This is a genomic window from Silvibacterium bohemicum (assembly GCF_001006305.1).
Classification (GTDB): domain Bacteria; phylum Acidobacteriota; class Terriglobia; order Terriglobales; family Acidobacteriaceae; genus Silvibacterium; species Silvibacterium bohemicum.
On the sequence record NZ_LBHJ01000004.1, the window covers coordinates 424,383 to 442,340 of the forward strand.

Sequence of the window (17,958 nt, forward strand, 5' to 3'; positions counted from 1 at the left end):
TTTACCTCCCATACACGATCCGGAGAGCTAACCTTTGCTTCTTCGCTCCAGTGAAGATTCGCGTGCGTCCTGACAGGGCCAGAACACTGCGCCCGCGATGTCCCTGTTAACAGCAACGACAGAATGATAAGTATTAGATATTTCATCACTGAACCTTAGTAAAACCGGCTGGGCAACTTCCGCCAGACGCGGCTGGGAAGCTGATCGTTGTATTCATTGTTTGCCGCCCAAATTGCCTTCCGGCAGTCACAGTTGGGAAACGGTATAGGTCGAAGGCTACTCCTGGAGTATTTTGGATGTTTACATCCCCGTAATCAGAAACCGACAATGGACCAGTCGGCCCTCCGTACTGACTAATCAATCCCTGATTGCTTGGAGTGATGAAAATCTGAGTCCCATAAGTTCGGAGTTGGCGAGTGCTCAGTCCTAAAAAGCCATTCTGAACAGCTACCGTTCCAAAAGCGCCTCCTGGGATAGACCCTCCAACTTTGTCAGGAAAAATGGAATATAGTGCCCCGCTGTGGCCTGTATACTTCGCTTGATTTCCACCAACACCTGTAAACATTGCTGGCCCCGTGCAGGTAATCCTCCCTTTGCTTGGGGCTTGCAGAGTCACTTGAGAAACATAGTAGACGGTAGCATCGAGCCAAACCTGGCTTTGGTCTGCGCCTTAGACAGTGTCTTCACAATAGTGCCGTCATGTTCACGAACTATGAGGCTAATGAAGTCTTCAGGCGTTCCGCATGGCTCGTTTACCGTTGGCTGTACCAGCAAGAGAATCTGCCTACCATGGTCGGCCCAGCCAAAGCCCCATACATTAGGATCAGCGGCGGATGGATTACAGTGTGCCCTGCTACGGTAAAGGGAGACCGCTGCTCGCTCGATGGATGTATCTTCTTCAACCCTGTTATCGTTCAGCCTGAACAGACGAAAGGCGCTAGACATGCCGGAGCCGTCCCCATCGTTCAGAAAAAACGTGCCTGACCCAGGAGACCAAGAGATCATTGCGGGAGGTTCAAGCCTCGGAGCATCCCACTGGAACTGCTTTTGCTCGGACGTTGTCCAAAGCGACAGGGCTCCTTCATTACCGATCCGTAGAACAAAGCGTTCGCTTGGTGAACTGAACTTTTCAGGACAGTCCGCAACGATGTTGCGGAGTTCTGAGTTCCACGCCTTCGTGCCGGAGAGGGCACAGTTCTGTCCTTGCGCGGAAGAACAAACACACATCAGAATCATAGCGATGCAGAGAGCTATTGTGGGCATCTGACCCCCGCAGTATTGGCTGGAATGTACGTCGTAACCATGGCCGTTCTCGTTGAGGCAAACGCCTGTTTGAAAGACGGATAGTTATAGACATCGAAAGCGTTTCCCGGAGCATTGCGCACTGAGGCCGGCCCAATATTGTCGACTGGAAAGAATGGCCCTTGAGTCGGGATACCAGAAGGCACGGTAGTACCGCTCCAGTTCACCGTGAACGTCATTCCAAGGAATACGCTCCGGTTAGAGCCGTTTATACCTCCTACACCGAAGTTGCCTGGCTTAATGGCTACTCCGCCGTTAGGTATGCCGCCCCGAGGCGTTTGACTGATCGCGGTTGTACCGGGCGCTTGTCCTGGGGCGACACCCGTGATTTTGAATGGAACGGCAGGGCAGGTCGTCCCGTTGTTTGGGGCGGAAGGTCTCGTTCCACCACCGCTAGGCTGCTGAGAAGGGATACCTGGTCCGGGGGGCGGCGGGTCAGGCTCAGGGCCAGGGTCAGGATCACCACTAGACGGCGCGTCGACGCAGATGGTTCCATCGTCAGTGCCTGGCGGACAATCCACGACTTCCAACCCCGACGGATCAATGAAGGCGAGTGGATTGTTTAGCACATAGCTGTAGCGATTCATGCTTTGTGGGTTGGTGAAGTCGTAGCTTCCGCTGTAGGGATCGGGGGAGAGCCAGCGCCCTTGGGTCCCGGAGTACTGACGAAACTGGCTCAGATGTGTCAAGGCAAGGCTGTCGAGCATCATTCCGCCGAAATGGTAATAGTCCCAGCTTGCTCCATGGTCCGTGTAGCCGTCTCCAAAAGGAAGTGAATCGAACGTCGCCTCCACGCTGCCATTATAGGAGGTGGTCATCCGCGTCGTATTGACCCAGTCTTTATGTTCAAAATGCATTGCATTATCAGCGTAAGCCCCGATCTCAGTCCCTCCCCAATAGTACATACCCTCAATGAGTTGGTTCACATTAGGAGTCCAGGTCGTAGTTAACTGTCCAGACGGACTCCAATAAAACTCGATTGGGGTTGCGATGTTTGCAGGAAAATCAGCACGAGCGATATGCCCGAAAGCATCGCGGGTGTATGTCTCCGTTTGGCCATTGTCAATGGTCAAAACATTGCCATCTGCATCAAAGCTGTAAGAGTGAAATCCATCATAAGTCACGTTACCAGCCGCATCCGTCACGTAGCCACCGGTGTTGACGCGGTTCGTCGTTGAATCGAAGGAAATCTGAGGTTCGCCGCCGTTTCCTACTACCGTATTTTGTTGCCAACGGTTTCCATAGCGGTCGTATACTTCATTGAATTCATAGTTGGAGCCCACGTAGTTTGTCAGAGAGAGACGATTGAAGTCATCGTAGGTATAGACGCCATTTGCAGGAAGAACGGAGTCTGTCGAACTCTTCAATTGCTGCCCCTGCCAGGTCATGGTGAATCCATTCACCATGCTCGAAGCGGAACAAGCAGGTTGTGGATTATTGCCGGTGCACACCCATTTCCCGTTCAGGCGACCTAGCGAGTCGTAAGTGTTATAACCGGACAGTCCGTTACCAAGTAAAAAGCTGACCGGCCCAAATGGTCCGTTCGTAATCGATGACACAAGGTTTGGTGGGTGCGTTGCATCATTCAATGAACTGGTGATACTGCTGACCTCGTTCGCGACGGTGTAACTGGTCGTCAACGTCACGGCATTGTCATTGGTAGCTGTGAGGATATTGCCCAACCAGTCGTATGTATATATCTGCGCACGTACTGGCGCTTGAGCCGCCATGTAACCGGGGCCTGCTGTCCACTTATTCAATACTCGCCCCATTGCGTCATAGCTAAATGCATTTTGTGTCAGGCATCCATTTTGCGCAGAGTTCTCATGACAGGTCCACGCCATCCTGCCTGCCTGATTGCTCAATGGCACAACAACTCTTAAAGATGCGTTGGCAGGAACAGGCTCGAAGACGACTTGCGGAATGTCATATCCGTAGAAGATTGGTCCCTCATCGTCGCTATAGCTTTTCTCGGTAAGCCTTCCCATACTGTCGTACTGAAACGTGGTAGTTAGCAGTGTAGATGCGCTCGCTTGATTGGGGGCGGGGCGTGCCCGTGTGACTACGAGCCCTTGACTGTTGTAAGAGTAGCTGTACGTCGTGGTTCCTCTTTCCGGCTCCTGTGTCATGATTGTCCGTCCAAGCCAATCCGTCTGAAAGACGCGCGTCTGGACGCCTTGGGTCACGGTTGTTGTATGGTTGGGCAGACTATAGGAATACGACGTTAAAAAGCCAGTCCCTGGGATAGTGGCTCCGCAACTTACTGGCGAACCAGAATTGGGCATCGTGCTGTTTGCTGATATTTCGCAAACGCTGGTGGTTCGGCCAAGAGGGTCGAGTTGGTAGATGCGGCTGACGCCGTTTTCGTCCGTGGTCTTGACCGCGTTGGCGTTGTAGATGTAGCTCACTGCGGTGCCGTCACCATGTGTCACTTTGGTGACGCGGCCCAGTGCATCGTAGCTGTAAGTATCGCCTGCGCCAGAGCAGACCATCGGCATTCCCCACCCGGTTCCCGGATAGCGATAGGACTGAAAAGCTATTCTTCCGTCAGCGTCGTAACAGGCGTCTTGCTGATAGTACGGATTGGCACCTTGGCCATTAAGCAACGCAGCCCGGGTTATTCTTCCATATCCGTCCAGCAGTGGTTCGACACCCCCACGGACACTCGCGCTTTGGTAGTTGTATACCCCGATCTGGTTGATTGATTCGTGACTATAATAGGTCTCTCCCACCATGTTTCCACTGCTGTCAAGGTTAGTGACTTGCAGCGGGTCCAGCATTCCTGTGTAGCTATACCTCACCTGAGTTCCGTTTGGGTCAGTCGTACTACTGAGCAATCCTGTGTTCGGATCGTACTGCGCAGAAGTTGTCAGTGTCACGCCGCTGGAAGGTGTTGGCGGAGTCACGCTAGTCGTGAAAGTTCCCGTGCTGTCATGGCCGAAGGTGGTCATGCCCGTTGGTCCAGTGCTCGACAACAACGTTCCGGTTGTGTCATACGCGTTGGTGGTATTCAGCGTCGCACCGGACGAGTTGATCCACTGATGAACAGAGGTTACGTTCCCGCGTTGAGTTGAAACTGCGACAGGTGCTGGAGAACCGGAGAATGTAGTTGGTGCGGTCTCATCGTAGCCGTATGTCGTTTCTTGGTAATTACTCCCCTGTGAAGAGGCTATAACCGAGGCGACGCGGTAGAAGGGTATACCGTTGGGACCGGTGTAGGTATTGTAGTTATAGGTTGTAGTCGAACTCGCATTGCCGTCGGAGGACAACAATTCGGGACCAGTGTAGTTCTGAGTATCGACCGAAATAGCTGTGCCGTTCTGATAGCCTGTCGTCACGATCGAGGCAAATCCCGAATTCACATTACTGCTCGCGCAGTTCGTTGCGACGTTATAGCAGGTTGTCACCTCGGCGAGCGGGGTGCCGCTCGCTGCCCCGGCGTAAACAGCATGATCAAACTCGTAGAAATATCCAGCCGAGTTCACGAGAAAATTGGACGTAGTGGTGTTCCCGTAAGGGTCCGTTGAGGTGGTGCCTGATTGCGTGCTGCTGATTCCGGAACGTGTGTAGGTTGTAGCGCCATCTGATGTCGTTCGTGTCAGGGTGGGAATAGTTCCATCCGATTCGATGCCCGTGTTGTTGGTGCCGCCTGTATAGGCGTAACTGATTGTTCCTCCGGTGCGCAGCTTGATGCTGGCGATCCGGCCAGTGACGGCAGAGGGATTGCCGGGTGTCGGCTCGTAGGTAAACGAATAAGAGCTACCGTCTCCTGAATAAACGATGGAACTCACCAACGGGATGCTGGACTGGCTATATTCGGAAATACCATTGACCCCAAAAGCTGTTTGGACAGTGTAGCTTTCGTAATTCACCGTGACCGTTTGGCTATTTCCATTTGGGTCGGTGTACTTGTAAAGTACAGGGCTCGGCGCTGCTCCAGAAACGGTGAGCGCGGTCTTGCCCATCGTATCGGTAAATACGCCAGCGGATGATGCTGAAATTTGATTGCCGTTGGTGTCCGTATAGACGCCAGAGCCTGGGGAGATTTGTTCTTGATAGCCATTAAAGCTGGAGTAGACAGGCACAGAGAATTCAGCGCCAGACTTTGTGAAGATGGTGAAGCTGTTGTTCACGCGGTAAATCGAGAGCCCGGAATTGTCCGTCAGCGCATAGGTTCCGGTGCCGGTAGGACTGCCGGTGTTCCCGCAGGTATTGACGAAGGCAAACGGAATCGCATGGCTGTTGCCCTTGTTATCGTGATAAACGTAGTTGCTGTAGCTCGAAAGAAATTCATTAAGATGTGGCACTGATGGCGTGGTGCAAGATTGCAAGCTGACGCTGTATGTGAGGTAGCCCCATTCAGCATTTGTTGCATCTGTCCACCCCCACGCAGGGGCTGGCGTCCAGCCAGGAAGCCCAGATGATGATCGTGGGCTCCAAACAAGCCCGTCGTAGTTAAGGGCGTATACGAAATTCGTGCCACCTCGCCCAGGCTTGCTAAAGATCGGAATGGAAAAGTGAACGTTCAGATTGCCACGATTGATGGTGTCGAATCCCGGAGTGTCAAATGGGCCGAATTCATAAATCCCTGTGACCTGAGCATGAGCCACGCTGAAGAGTCCAAACGCGACAAGGCAGACGTAGAGCGCTTTCAAGAATCGCATGATCGTGTTCTCTCAGGAAGTTATTGATTGATCGAGGCAGTTGAGACAGTGATGTCCAATGAGAGAACACCGTTGAAATAACGCTGAATTCGGAAGGGAATATTCACACCGTTGACGGCCCGGTAGTCTGAGTAGGCGACCGAAACGGGGATATCGATGCAAGCGTTATCGTCGGGATGGGCTGCATACGAAAGCGTCGCTGGAAGAAAAGTTGAGGGGTCGAATTCCAGATCGTAGACTCCGATATGGGCCAGCAGTTGCGTCAGGTCGGCGCTCGCTGAGGTGGGAGATAGCATCACCCAGTGGAGAGGTAGCTTACTTCCGTTCGCGTTTGATGAAAGGCTGAAGGTGCCGCTAGCGGGTAGCTGTGCGCTGAAGAGCGCTATTTCAGGAAAGAACCAGGCAGGGGCAACGATGCAATTGTGCCCCGCAGTCGTATGAGACACGCCGTCGGGGCCGGACCAAGAACAAGTGTGACCGTTCGCGAATGTGTCTTGGCTCTCCGTCTTTTCGCCTGAAGCGAGTTGCATCTGAAGACTCGACGAGCCATCGGCTCGCGCCGTCAGCGTGATCGTGCCGTTCTCTTGACTGGAGCCGATATGGCTTTCTACTTGGCCGGTCAGCGCAATCGACGACACCGTGCTCCCCGCCGAGAAAGCCTGGTTCGCTTTCGAGAGAAGCTGCTGAAGGCTATTTGTTTGGGCGAAACTGATGGCAGGTGAAAGGACACATCCGAGGCACAAAAGAATAGCAAAACAAAGGCGCAGCTTTTTCGCACACACTTGCACTCGATCTCCAGGAGCAGTCTCTTTGGCTTGGGGGTGTGCCGCAGAAAACGCTTAAATTTGTGTATACCCTTGAGAATCGTAAGGCTCCGCCAAAACCCTTCGCGACATTCGAATAATTTGCGGATTGTTATGGAATATTCATAAAACAGCCCCGACGATGAGCCGGGGATGTTTGTCGTTATGTTGATTGCCGCACTTACCTACCAGCCAAACGCGCCGCTCGCCGTGACCGGACGCTCTGTATTTGCTCGGCCAGCGGAGCATCGCTGCTTGGCTTGCGGTCCTGGTACATGCGCCGTGTACTACTCAGGCCATTCTTCGTTCGGTCCCTATGAGCCCTGCTTTCGCGCAGACCAGCGATGCGCACACCGCCGCGCGTCCCGTCACGGTTACGCTTGCCGCCGGGGTTCGCCCTCAATACCCCGACTCCATCCTGAACTTCGAGCAGCCAGGGGGACGTGGTGTCCGGATTCGATGCGTATTCATCGGAAGTGAACCCATCCCGCACGAGCTGCCCGAGCATATCGCGTGATACGTGCAGCCGCCCGAGCACTCCGTCGATGTAGAGCTCCTTGACGTGATAGCGCTCCATGTCTGAGTAGAGCTGAGCGATGGTGTACCTCATTTCCGTCCTCCCAGCTGTCGACCAGCCCAAGGAGAGGTTGCAGTATCCGGAGTTGGATTCTTCTTAGCGAGAACGCGGTCCACGATCGGGAGCGCCCTCTCGATGAGAAGAAGCGAGATGATGTGATCGTCGGTCGCCGGGCTGACTGTGGAGTCGGGGCAGGGAGAGAGCTCGGCCTGCATCTGGCGCAGGCGGGCGCGGGCGATGCGGCGCTGGCTGCGGATCGTAGGCGGCGGGACTATCCGGGCGAGGGCGATCTCATTGGAAGGCTGGAGATGGCGGTCGACGATCGGAAGGATTCGATCAAAGAAGGGAATGTTTCCGACGCCGCCAGGCGAGGCGGTCTCTACTGAAGAGGAATGACGTGGTACGGCTTTTCCCGCGTGGTACGGATTTTCGATAGAAAGTTGGGAAATGGAGGGTAAAATCGAGAATATAGAGAACACCGAAGGCCGATGTAACTCGTTTATTTCCCTGTATTTATTTGATTCTAGGAGATTTAGGAAGGTTTCTGGCGGAGAGAGGGGGATTCGAACCCCCGATAGAGCTTTTGACCCTATAACGGTTTAGCAAACCGCCGCCTTCAGCCACTCGGCCATCTCTCCGGCTATTTCTCCCCAAGTATATAGGAGATTGAGGCGATTCCCTCACCCATATCGTTTTCCTGGCCCATTCCGGGCAAACTTTTGCGCGTGGAGGAACTCTGCCGCGTTCCGCCCCGCATCTTACAATGCTGTGCGGCAATTGACCGAAGAGATTCTGCAGCGGAATTCGAATCTGCGGCTTCGATCCTGGCCGCGGAGATAAATTTTCAGACTCGAGGGTCAATCATGGCAACCGGCAATTTGGGCAGTTCTTCTCGTCGCAGCGTTGTAGGCTACTTTTCTCAGGGCGAAGACGCGCAGCGCGCCATCGACGATTTGTTGACCGCAGGATTTCGTCCCAGCGAAATAGGCGCGGCCTTTCATTCCGGAGCAGCATCCTCATCCTCAGCTCAAACCATCGCGGACGAACAAGAGCTGCGGCCCGTCGTCGGCCCGAATGCTCCGGGCGCAGGGTCTACCGTCTCTGGTGCGGCATCGGATTCAAGCGCAGTGACACCGGCGGGGCTTTCGACTGGCGGGGGCACGGTCAATTCGGGCGCGGATCGTCCTGGACCCATCCCCGGCGCGGAGATTCCGAGCAGCATCCCCAGTACCCTTCCCCACACGATTCAGAGCACGCTGCCCAGCACTTTGCATCCGAATCCTTCGGCGCCGCTGCCTTCGCAGGGTGCGGTCGCGTATCCGTCGACTGGCGGATTTCATGAGGAGCGCAAGAGCGGGCAGACAAACTGGTGGGAAAAGCTCAAGCATGTCTTCGGCGGAGACAGCGACAGCAGCCGGATTACCAGCAATAACATTGTGGACAAGACCAGCACCAACTTCGGAACCGGCGAAGGACATATCGGCATCCTTCCCGAATACGATTTTGCCTATTCGAGTGCAGCTTTCGAGAGCGCCTTTTTCGGCATGGGTATTCCCTCCACGCACGCACGGCAGCTGTCGTCCAGGATCGCGCGCGGCGGCGCGATTGTCACGGTTGACGCCGGGGGATTGAATGCAGATGCGGAGCAGATTCTGGAGCGCAATCACGGCATCGTGGACTACGAAGAAGCCACTCCTGCAGCAACCTCTACCCTTCGCTCCGAAGACGCGTGGGAAGAGGCGAATCGCGAGGGGCGCGTGCAGCTCTTCGGCCGGGTGCAAAGCGTTTATCCGGGCTATGTTTCCTCTACCGGATCGGCAGCCCGCAAAGCATCGTAGTTTCCATCCGCTGGCTTCAGAACGTTAGAAACCACACCCAAAGCCCCGTCGCATCCCGGCGGGGCTTTGCTGCATCTTTTCCAATATTTCCTCATGCCGGCCCGTCGTTCCGCGATAATCTTTTGACTGGAGAACAGGGAAGTCACCCGCTTACTACATACCGCCTCGCCAACCAAAAAAAGCCGCCTCCTCCGGCTCATTCCGCTTGCCGCTGCCACGTATTTCATGGTCTCAGGCGGTCCTTACGGGATTGAAGACATTCTCGGGGGCGCCGGATATCTCAAAGCTCTCGCCATCCTGCTTATCCTTCCCCTGGTGTGGAGCTTCCCTACCGCGCTGATGATCGGCGAGCTGGCCAGCGCGCTGCCCGATGAGGGCGGATTTTACGTCTGGGTGCGGCGCGCATTGGGGCCCTTCTGGGGATACCAGGAAGCGTGGCTCTCGCTCACCGCCAGCATCTTCGACATGGCGATCTATCCCACCATTTTCGTGCTTTATCTCAGCCGGCTTTTTCCGGCGTGGACCGCAGGGTCACGAGGAACGATGTGGGAGCTGGCTTTGATCGCGCTTTGCGTTCTTTGGAACCTGCGCGGCGCGCCGGCGGTAGGCGATGGATCGATCGCGCTCTTCGTCACGCTCCTTGCGCCATTCGTAATCCTGGTGGCAGCCGCGGCCTGGCATGGATGGCATCTGCATGGCAACGCGGTATGGACATCTCCACCCGGCGGCAAGGCAGGCACGGGTGAAGGACTTTCGACCGCGATTCTGGTCGCTCTCTGGAATTACATGGGCTGGGACAATGCGTCGACGGTGGCGAAAGAGGTCGACAATCCGCAGCGGAACTATCCTCGCGCGATGCTGATGAGCGCCGGGGTCGTTGCTCTGACATACGTCCTCCCGCTGGCCGCCATGGCCTTTGCCGGAATGGCAATCGCGCAGTTCACTACGGGCTCCTGGGCGGACGCGGCAACCACGCTGGCCGGACCGTGGTTGGGCGTGGCCATCGTGCTCGGCGGCACCATCACCGGCCTCGGCATGTTCAATGCGCTCATGATGTCCTATGCGCGGCTGCCTGTCGCCCTGGCCGAGGATGGCATGCTTCCCTCTTTCATGACCGCGCGTAACCGTTTCGGGGTGCCGTGGATCGCGCTGCTGGTCTGCGGGACGGCCTGGGCGCTGGCCTTGCAGTTCAGCTTCGAGCGCCTCATCTCCATCGACCTGATTCTCTATGGCGCGAGCCTGATCTTGGAATTCGTAGCGTTGGTGGTGCTGCGCATCCGCGAGCCCAATCTGGAGCGGCCCTTCCGCGCCGGGAACCTCGCGATGGCGATTGCGCTCGGAGTGATGCCGACCGCGCTCATCGTGTACGCCGCGTTCGCGTCGCGCGATGAACGCATGGGACACATGCCCGCTCTACTCTTCGGCCTGCTGGTAGCAGCGGCAGGACCTGTCTGCTACTGGATTTCGCGCAGCGTGTGGTCGGGGCGACCGACGCCGAAAGAACTGCCGGTCGCGTCTTCGGGCGACTGAACCGGCGGCCGCGTAAAAAATCTCCTGCAAACAAAGCGCCCCGGAAGCCCGGGGCGCTTTTGTCTGGACGCTGTATCAACACCGGTCGCACTCACCTCACGGCAACGGCGCGAAGCGCGGGAGCCTGGACGGCCAGTCCTACTTCTTCGCTGCCTGGGCTGCTTTGTTGTCTTCGAAATTCTTGGTGGCCTTGATGACCTGATCCCGGGCGTAGGCGGCATCATGCCAGCCGTGAATCTCCACCCGCTTGCCTTCAAGGTCCTTATAGATGGAGAAGAAGTGGGTGATTTCCTTCAGCATGTGGGGATAAATCTCGGAATAATTCCAGACATCGGTGTAGCGTGGATTGTTCTTGCCCACGGCCAGCACTTTCTCGTCCAGAACGCCCTGATCCAGCATCTCCAGCAGGCCGATGGGGCGTACCTGCATCACGCAGCCCGGAAAGCTGGCGGCATCGACGAGCACCAGCACGTCCAGCGGGTCGCCGTCGTCGCTCAACGTCGATGGAATAAAGCCGTAGTCGCCGGGATAGTGCACGGGCGAATACAGGTTGCGATCCAGCCGGAAGACGTGCAGCTGCTTATCGTATTCGTATTTGTTGATGCCTTCGGCGGGAATCTCAATAACCGCGTTGACGACTTCAGGCGATTTGTCGCCTACGGGTAATTCCAGATAATTGACCATATGTTCCGTTTCCCGATCTTTCTGTCTCTGAATTTGCGTACGTCGCTCGTGGGCGATCTTCGAGCCGTGTTTTCAACCAGTCTCAGCATTTATAATCAGTCACGATGAAGGCTCATGTCTACGTAACCCTCAAGCAAACCGTTCTCGACCCGCAGGGGCAGGCCATTCACGGCGCCCTTACGAAGATGCAGTATCAGGGAATCGAAGAGGTGCGCCAGGGGAAATACTTCGTATTAACGCTCAGCGATTCCCTGGACGCCGCTGCGGCGAAAGCCGAGGTGGAGCGCATTGCCACGGACGTGCTCACCAATCCGGTCATCGAGCAGTTTACCTTTCACCTGGAAGACGCCAACTGACGCCCGACTTCTGGTGCAGGACCGCACGTTAGGATTACAAGATATTGACCGCGACCCGCCGCCTATAATGATGCGATGTGCGGCATCGTCGGTTACGTCGGCAACAAACCCGTAGTTCCCCTCATCATTGAAGGTCTTCGCCGGTTGGAGTATCGCGGCTACGATTCAGCGGGCATCGCTGTGGGCAGTCCGAGATCGGATTTGGAGCTGCGCCGTGCCCCGGGCAAGCTGCGCAATCTCGAAGAGGTGATCCGCGAGCATCCGCTGCATGGCACCTTCGGCATCGGCCACACACGCTGGGCAACGCACGGCCGTCCTACCGAAGAGAACGCCCACCCGCACCGCGACTGCAGCGGCCGCCTGGTGGTGGTGCATAACGGCATCGTCGAAAATTACCTCGCGCTGAAACATGAGCTCATCACCGAAGGGCACAAATTCGTAACCGAGACAGATACGGAAATCATTGCTCACCTCATCGAGCAGGAACTCTCCTCGGCTGCGGAATCCGGCAAGACTATGCCTCTCGAAGAAGCCGTGCGCCGCGCCGCTCGCCGGCTGACTGGGGCATACGCGATTGGTGTTATCTCGGCCGACGATCCAGACAAAATCGTTGCCGCGCGTAACGGTCCTCCCGCGGTCATCGGTCTCGGCGAAGGCGAATATTTCGTCGCATCCGATGTGCCCGGCATCCTGCACCACACGCGCGATCTTTACTTTCTGGCCGACGGCGATGTGGCCATCCTCACCAAGGCCGGAGTACAGCTCACCAATCTCGCTGGCGAGCATGTCGAGCGTCCAGTACAGCGCATTCTGTGGGATCCGATCCAGGCCGAAAAGAGCGGCTACAAGCACTTCATGCTCAAGGAGATCTTCGAGCAGCCTCGCGCCATCCGCGACACCACGCTGGGCCGCATCTCGCTCGATACCGGCAAGGTCTACCTCAGCGAGATGAAGATCACCGAGGATGATTTCCGCAACGCAACCAAGATCAACATCGCGGCCTGCGGCACCAGCTGGCACGCTGCCACCGCAGGCAAATTCATGATCGAACGACTGGCCCGCGTACCGGTCGAGGTCGATTACGCCAGCGAATATCGCTATCGCGACCCTATTGCCGATCCCTCCGCGCTCGGGCTACTCATCACGCAGTCCGGTGAGACCGCCGATACCATTGCCGCGCAACGGGAGATGGTTGCCAAGGGCATGAAGACCATCGCCATCTGCAACGTGGTTGGAGCCATGATCGCGCGCGAGGCACATGGGACCATCTACACCCACGCAGGACCGGAGATCGGTGTCGCCTCGACAAAGGCCTTCACCGCTCAGCTGGTTGCGCTCTTTCTCTTCGCCGTGCATCTGGCCCAAAAGCGCGAGACGATCTCGACCGAAGAGAGTAGCCGCCTGCTCGAATCGCTCAGTCTTCTGCCCGGCAAGGTCGAGGAGATTCTGCGCACTGTGGACTCGGTCTGCGAGCAGTTGGCCAAAACCTACTCGACCGCGCGCGATTTTCTGTTTCTAGGCCGCGGCATTCACTATCCCATTGCTCTCGAAGGCGCGCTCAAGCTCAAAGAGATTTCCTACATTCACGCGGAAGGCTACCCTGCCGGCGAGATGAAGCACGGCCCGAACGCGCTCATCGATGAAACACTGCCGGTTGTCGTCCTGGCTACCAAGGACAACGACAATCGCGACTCCCGCCTGCGCTACGAAAAAACGCTTTCGAATATTCAGGAAGTCACGGCACGCTCCGGCAAGGTAATCGCGGTCGCCATCGAGGGGGATGAAGAGATCAAGCAGTTAGTGGATCACGTCCTCTACGTGCCGAGCGCGCCCGAACTGCTGTTGCCGGTCCTCGAGGTCGTTCCCTTGCAGTTGCTTGCATACCACATAGCGGTTCGCCGAGGCTGCGATGTCGATCAGCCACGGAACCTGGCCAAATCGGTGACTGTGGAATAGCTCTCGTTATTGATGTGTTGTGCTGCTGGAGACGGGCAGCATAATAATCCCGAACTGGATCTGTATATCAATGTCCACCACTGTTCATCAATGATGGCAACTCTGAAGGTCTTCCTGGCGCGGCAAGATAGCTTGCCCTGAGGTTTAGCTATCTTTCCGCAACGGGTATTTGAAGTTAAAAGTTGTATTTCAACATTAGTTCAACAATGCGCCGGCCGGTCTTGTAAGGATCGGTGCCAAACCCAAGGCTGCCGTTGCTTGCGTTCTGAGCAAAGGCGCTACTATTGGGGTTTGTGAAGTTTAGCTGGAACTGATTGTTGAAAGAGTTAGAGATTGTATTCAAGGGATGGTTCAAGAAGTTGAATGCAGAGATGCGGAGCTGGAGAATCTGCTCGCGCACGACATGGAAAGACTTTTGCGCGCTCAGATCACTGTTGAAGAACGCTGGTTCAGAAAGAAAGGGCAGCTGATACTGTCCATTGTGCAGAAGGTTGGGTAATCCAAAGCAGTTGGGATTCATAAGTTGCCCCTTCGACCTACCAGCGCGTGGATCGCAGAGAATGGTGGGCTGCAGGTCCACATCCGTTGTACCTAAGTACACGGTGTTGCTTACGGTGATGGCGTTTGGATTGGCCGTGGTCGGCGTGACGTTCGGAAGGTTGATGGGGCCGATAGTGCCGGACGGGCTGAGGTTCGGCGTTGTGATCGCTGAGATATCCCCGCCTGATTGAATGTTGGTGATACCGGATAGCTCCCACCCATTGGCAAACCCGCCAAGGACCCGGTTCTGAATAGGATTGCCCACCAAGAAGGTGTAGCTCGCATTGAAGATGTGGCGACGGTCGAAGCTCTCGGAGCCATAGTTGTTATGTAGGTTGAATGGATCCCCGGGAAAGCCGTTTGCATCGTTCGCGCCTGCACCCCGAACGCCAAGAGACTTTGAGAAGGTGTAGTTGATGTTGAACAAAACGTGTCCGGTCTGGCGACCGATACCCACCTGCAGGCCGTTGTAATTTGAGAATAGATTGTGATTGGTTACATTAATGGCCGAATATTGGACCGATGGCGTGTTGAGCGGTCGATACTCATTGATCTGCTGGGCGCTTGCAGAGCCTGCAGTCGTGGACTGATTTGTACTGCCCGTATTGGTTCCTGTTGGAGTTAGAACTTTTCCAAAGTTTGGACTCGCCGTATCTGGATCTGGCTTATACAAGCCGCCTATCGGGATCGCGTTCACGTTGTCCAAGGCGACAGTCTGGGTGCTGCCCCCGTTAATTAAAAACCGGCTGTTATCCCCAACATAGCTGAGTTCGAAGATCATATGCGACGGCAATACCTGGCTGAGGTTGAGGCTATATGTATCAGTCAGCGGTTCCTCACGATCACCGCTTGTTGTGCCGAAAACCGCTCCTGTGGTTGCAAAGCTATCGACATTTGGCAATGGACCACTGGCAGGGTTGACATTTTGCTGACTGATTGCCTTCAGAGAAGAGGCTGCGTAGGACACCGTGGTGGCATGCTGGGTAAGTCCGACTGATGGAGACGTGTCGTTCCAGGAGTCGTGACCGCGATACTCGCCCCATCCACCGCGAAGGACGGTCTTGCCATCCCCGTGAATGTCCCATGCCACCCCGAAACGAGGCTCGACAAAGAGAGGATAAGAGTTATTGCCGGAATTAGGGATAGACGGGTCAATGGAGTGCCAGAGGAAGCCAGGGTAAGGCGAAGTGGCAGCGCCACTGACGATGAGGGCGGGGTTGAAAGTGACGACGCCGTTGCCATAGGAATCGTTCCAGAGCCCCAGATGCTCGAAGCGCGATCCCACATTCACGGTTACCCTGGGCGTCACCTTCCACGAATCATTGGCGAAGAAGGATATATTCCAGAAGTAGAGATTGACATCCGGAAGGATGTTTTGTTGGCTATATCCGCCAACGAAACCCTCGAGCTCGTCGGTCACATAGTTTCCCGAGAGGGTGTAAGAGGTGCCCGTGCTTTGGCCCGGCAAGGGCAGGTCGACAAGCGGCTGGCCGGCGCCGGGCAGGAAGTAGTTCGTGATCGCGCCATTGGTGGCCACATTGTCGTTGGTCTGATTGTTTGTGGTGCGTGCGCTGTAGACGCCGAAGCTCGCCGTGTGTTTCCCCCAGACCTTCGTCAGGTTGTCTCCGAATTCGGGGATAAATTTGCGCGTAAAAATCGGGCTTAGCGTGTAGTCAGGGGTGATCGCAAGAGGCAGACCACCGGATCCTGAAGGCGAGTTGTATGCCTGCAACTGGGGCAGCACATGACGGCCATTCGCGAAGGCTCCCTGATAAGGAAAACCCGTCAAGGCGCTGGGATTGTTGCTGGAGAATACAAGATTCAGGTAAACAAGGTTTGCGAATATTTGATTCGTCAGGGTAGGGGTGATGACCGTGGCAAGGTTCGCAGCTGCCGCTTCTGAATTCGTACTAGACGAGCCACCGCCCGGTGTGTTGACTCCGTTCGGATTGTAGAAGATTGCCGCAGGTTCACCCGAAGTGCCGCGCTGGACGCTGTAGCGTGCGAAGAAATGATTGCGCTGAGAAATAGCCAGGTCAACCCGGGAGATTGCCTGCCAATTGTCATTATTGATGTAATCAACGCTCTGCCAATTGTAAGGATTCGATGCCGTGGGCACGTTGTTCGGGATAGGATACGTGCTCATGATGTATTTAAATCCCGGATCCTGAAGCGAAGATGGAAGCTGGCCATTCACTAGCGTAGGCGAGCCGGCAATGTCGCCTTTGGCATAGGTAGGAACAGTCGCGACATTAGCATAGGCCGGGTTGCTGTAGAGGCTGGACCCTAGGTAGTTCTGGATCGCAGCCGCGCTGAAGTCCCCGCCCCGCATCGCCGGTGTGGGCACAAGGGCATGCACCAGAGCGCTACCGGCATTTCCGTAGGCATATACGTTTCGTTGCGCATAGTCTTCTCCACCAATAAAGAAGGTGAGAGCGCGACTATGATTGAAGTTCGTTCCGGGGACCAGCACGGGGCCGCCGAGGGTACCGCCTGGATACACTTCCCGATCGGGATCCTTCGTTTGCCCCGTTGGCCCGTTGAGCGCATCCGACGAATCAAGCTGATAGGTCCGAGCATAGGTGTAGAGCGATCCGTGAAACTGGTTCGTGCCGGATTTGGTGACCGCGCTAACTACCACCGGCCCTTGAGAGATATCCGGACCGAAATTGGAAGTTTGCACTTTAACCTCGGCGACTTCGTCGTAGTTAACCGTCTGCAAAGCGAGATTGTTGCTGCCCGGGTCCGTGATGTTCGCGCCGTCCAACTTCAGGCTGTTGCCGGTTCCAAGATTGCCGTTGGCTGAATAACTGCCGATTAAGCCTCCGGAGCTGACTTGCGATGCATCGGGAGCCGAATTATTGACGTTCGTGTTGTTTTGGCCGCCGATCGCAAAGCCCGGCAGGGTTTTGAGAAGCTCGGTGACATCGCGCCCTTCGACGGAGAGATGCTGGATTTGTTCAGCAGTGATCAGATGAGAATTCTCGCCCGTGTCGAGCGGGATATATGTTTGCGCCTGGACCGTGATAACCGTGTTGGCCGCACCAATTTGCAGCTTGAGATTCGTCAGATCACGGCTGTCGCCAGGATCGAGGTGAATGCCATTCTCGGTAAAAGTCTGAAATCCCGAGTCCGTGATGCTGATGGAGAAGTCTCCAGAAGGCAAGCCGGCGAAGGAAAACAGTCCTGCACTGTTGCTCGTAATGGTGCGATGGTCCCCTGTGGCCGAGTTCGTGAGAACAACCGAGGCATTGGGGATGACCGCACCGCTTGAGTCCTGCACGGTTCCAGAGATGGTACCGCTAATCACCTGGGCAAAGGTGGATGGCATGAACGCGCTCGTGGCCGCAGACGTAAGTAGACAGACAAAAACAAAGCGTATCCGTAAAAAGTTTGATTTTAGGATTCTTTCTTGCGTGGTGTTTCTCAGCCTCATAACTTCCTTCAACTCCCAACTAGTCGTTCTTAGAAAACCTTGCTCAGCGTGAAGATATAGATAAGTCAAATCAGAACTGTCAACTATATTTCGCACTTCGAAATAAATAGATGACTGCGCAGTTTAATGAGATCAAACCGCGCGGGATTACTGACGTTTTATGGCTAATATCATTGGCTATTCTGAATTGTTTATGACGAAGAACTATATATTTTGATATGCATAAAAACTAGCGCACAACCAGAAGATCGAAATAAGCCAGTCTTATCTAT

The 17,958-nt window shown here is 55.4% G+C and carries 10 protein-coding genes and 1 tRNA gene; 5 read left to right on the forward strand and 6 right to left on the reverse strand.

Annotated elements, in window-relative coordinates:
• Window positions 1–1,250: 1,250 nt before the first annotated feature.
• The 3 genes from XX99_RS12475 to XX99_RS12485 all read right to left on the reverse strand — a co-directional run bounded on the left by XX99_RS12475 (window position 1,251) and on the right by XX99_RS12485 (window position 7,379).
• Window positions 1,251–5,966: an RHS repeat protein gene (locus XX99_RS12475; protein WP_050059717.1), complete on the reverse strand. Its 4,716-nt coding sequence runs from the start codon at window positions 5,964–5,966 to the stop codon at window positions 1,251–1,253.
• A 20-nt stretch (window positions 5,967–5,986) separates the two neighbouring features.
• Window positions 5,987–6,604 (reverse strand): hypothetical protein, encoded by a 618-nt coding sequence (locus tag XX99_RS12480; protein WP_156185960.1) that lies wholly within the window; start codon window positions 6,602–6,604, stop codon window positions 5,987–5,989.
• A 346-nt stretch (window positions 6,605–6,950) separates the two neighbouring features.
• Window positions 6,951–7,379 carry a hypothetical protein gene (locus XX99_RS12485; RefSeq protein ID WP_050059719.1) on the reverse strand — a complete coding sequence of 143 codons (429 nt, stop codon included), beginning with the start codon at window positions 7,377–7,379 and terminating at the stop codon, window positions 6,951–6,953.
• A gap of 122 nt (window positions 7,380–7,501) precedes the next feature.
• Between XX99_RS12485 and XX99_RS27245 the strand changes: the two genes are divergently transcribed.
• Window positions 7,502–7,732: a hypothetical protein gene (locus XX99_RS27245; protein WP_156185961.1), complete on the forward strand. Its 231-nt coding sequence runs from the start codon at window positions 7,502–7,504 to the stop codon at window positions 7,730–7,732.
• 159 nt (window positions 7,733–7,891) lie between these two features.
• Here XX99_RS27245 and XX99_RS12495 read toward each other — a convergent pair.
• Window positions 7,892–7,984: transfer RNA gene (locus XX99_RS12495), tRNA-Ser, on the reverse strand.
• Window positions 7,985–8,209: 225 nt separating this feature from the next.
• Here XX99_RS12495 and XX99_RS12500 point away from each other — a divergent pair.
• Both XX99_RS12500 and XX99_RS12505 read left to right on the forward strand, forming a co-directional pair.
• Window positions 8,210–9,184: a hypothetical protein gene (locus XX99_RS12500; RefSeq protein ID WP_050059721.1), complete on the forward strand. Its 975-nt coding sequence runs from the start codon at window positions 8,210–8,212 to the stop codon at window positions 9,182–9,184.
• Between the two features lie 225 nt (window positions 9,185–9,409).
• Window positions 9,410–10,714: an APC family permease gene (locus XX99_RS12505; protein WP_082125521.1), complete on the forward strand. Its 1,305-nt coding sequence runs from the start codon at window positions 9,410–9,412 to the stop codon at window positions 10,712–10,714.
• 138 nt (window positions 10,715–10,852) lie between these two features.
• On the opposite strand, the gene XX99_RS12510 is transcribed toward XX99_RS12505, so the two are convergent.
• A complete protein-coding gene (locus tag XX99_RS12510; RefSeq protein ID WP_050059723.1) occupies window positions 10,853–11,398 on the reverse strand; it encodes an inorganic diphosphatase in 546 nt (181 codons plus the stop codon).
• Between the two features lie 104 nt (window positions 11,399–11,502).
• Between XX99_RS12510 and purS the strand changes: the two genes are divergently transcribed.
• Both purS and glmS read left to right on the forward strand, forming a co-directional pair.
• Window positions 11,503–11,754 (forward strand): phosphoribosylformylglycinamidine synthase subunit PurS, encoded by a 252-nt coding sequence (gene purS / locus XX99_RS12515; protein WP_050059724.1) that lies wholly within the window; start codon window positions 11,503–11,505, stop codon window positions 11,752–11,754.
• A 75-nt stretch (window positions 11,755–11,829) separates the two neighbouring features.
• Entirely contained in the window at window positions 11,830–13,710 is a 1,881-nt protein-coding gene (glmS, locus tag XX99_RS12520) for a glutamine--fructose-6-phosphate transaminase (isomerizing) (RefSeq protein WP_050059725.1), read from the forward strand.
• Window positions 13,711–13,885: 175 nt separating this feature from the next.
• Here glmS and XX99_RS12525 read toward each other — a convergent pair whose 3' ends face one another.
• A complete protein-coding gene (locus tag XX99_RS12525; protein ID WP_050059726.1) occupies window positions 13,886–17,581 on the reverse strand; it encodes a TonB-dependent receptor in 3,696 nt (1,231 codons plus the stop codon).
• Window positions 17,582–17,958: the final 377 nt, after the last annotated feature.

Excerpts from the sequence above, each read along its gene's own strand:
- XX99_RS12500 (WP_050059721.1), top strand. The coding sequence starts at position 8,210 with ATGGCAACCGGCAATTTGGGCAGTTCTTCTCGTCGCAGCGTTGTAGGC.
- XX99_RS12510 (WP_050059723.1), bottom strand. The coding sequence starts at position 11,398 with ATGGTCAATTATCTGGAATTACCCGTAGGCGACAAATCGCCTGAAGTC.
- XX99_RS12505 (WP_082125521.1), top strand. The coding sequence starts at position 9,410 with ATGGTCTCAGGCGGTCCTTACGGGATTGAAGACATTCTCGGGGGCGCC.
- glmS (WP_050059725.1), top strand. The coding sequence starts at position 11,830 with ATGTGCGGCATCGTCGGTTACGTCGGCAACAAACCCGTAGTTCCCCTC.
- XX99_RS12485 (WP_050059719.1), bottom strand. The coding sequence starts at position 7,379 with ATGAGGTACACCATCGCTCAGCTCTACTCAGACATGGAGCGCTATCAC.
- XX99_RS12475 (WP_050059717.1), bottom strand. The coding sequence starts at position 5,966 with ATGCGATTCTTGAAAGCGCTCTACGTCTGCCTTGTCGCGTTTGGACTC.
- XX99_RS12525 (WP_050059726.1), bottom strand. The coding sequence starts at position 17,581 with ATGCCATCCACCTTTGCCCAGGTGATTAGCGGTACCATCTCTGGAACC.
- purS (WP_050059724.1), top strand. The coding sequence starts at position 11,503 with ATGAAGGCTCATGTCTACGTAACCCTCAAGCAAACCGTTCTCGACCCG.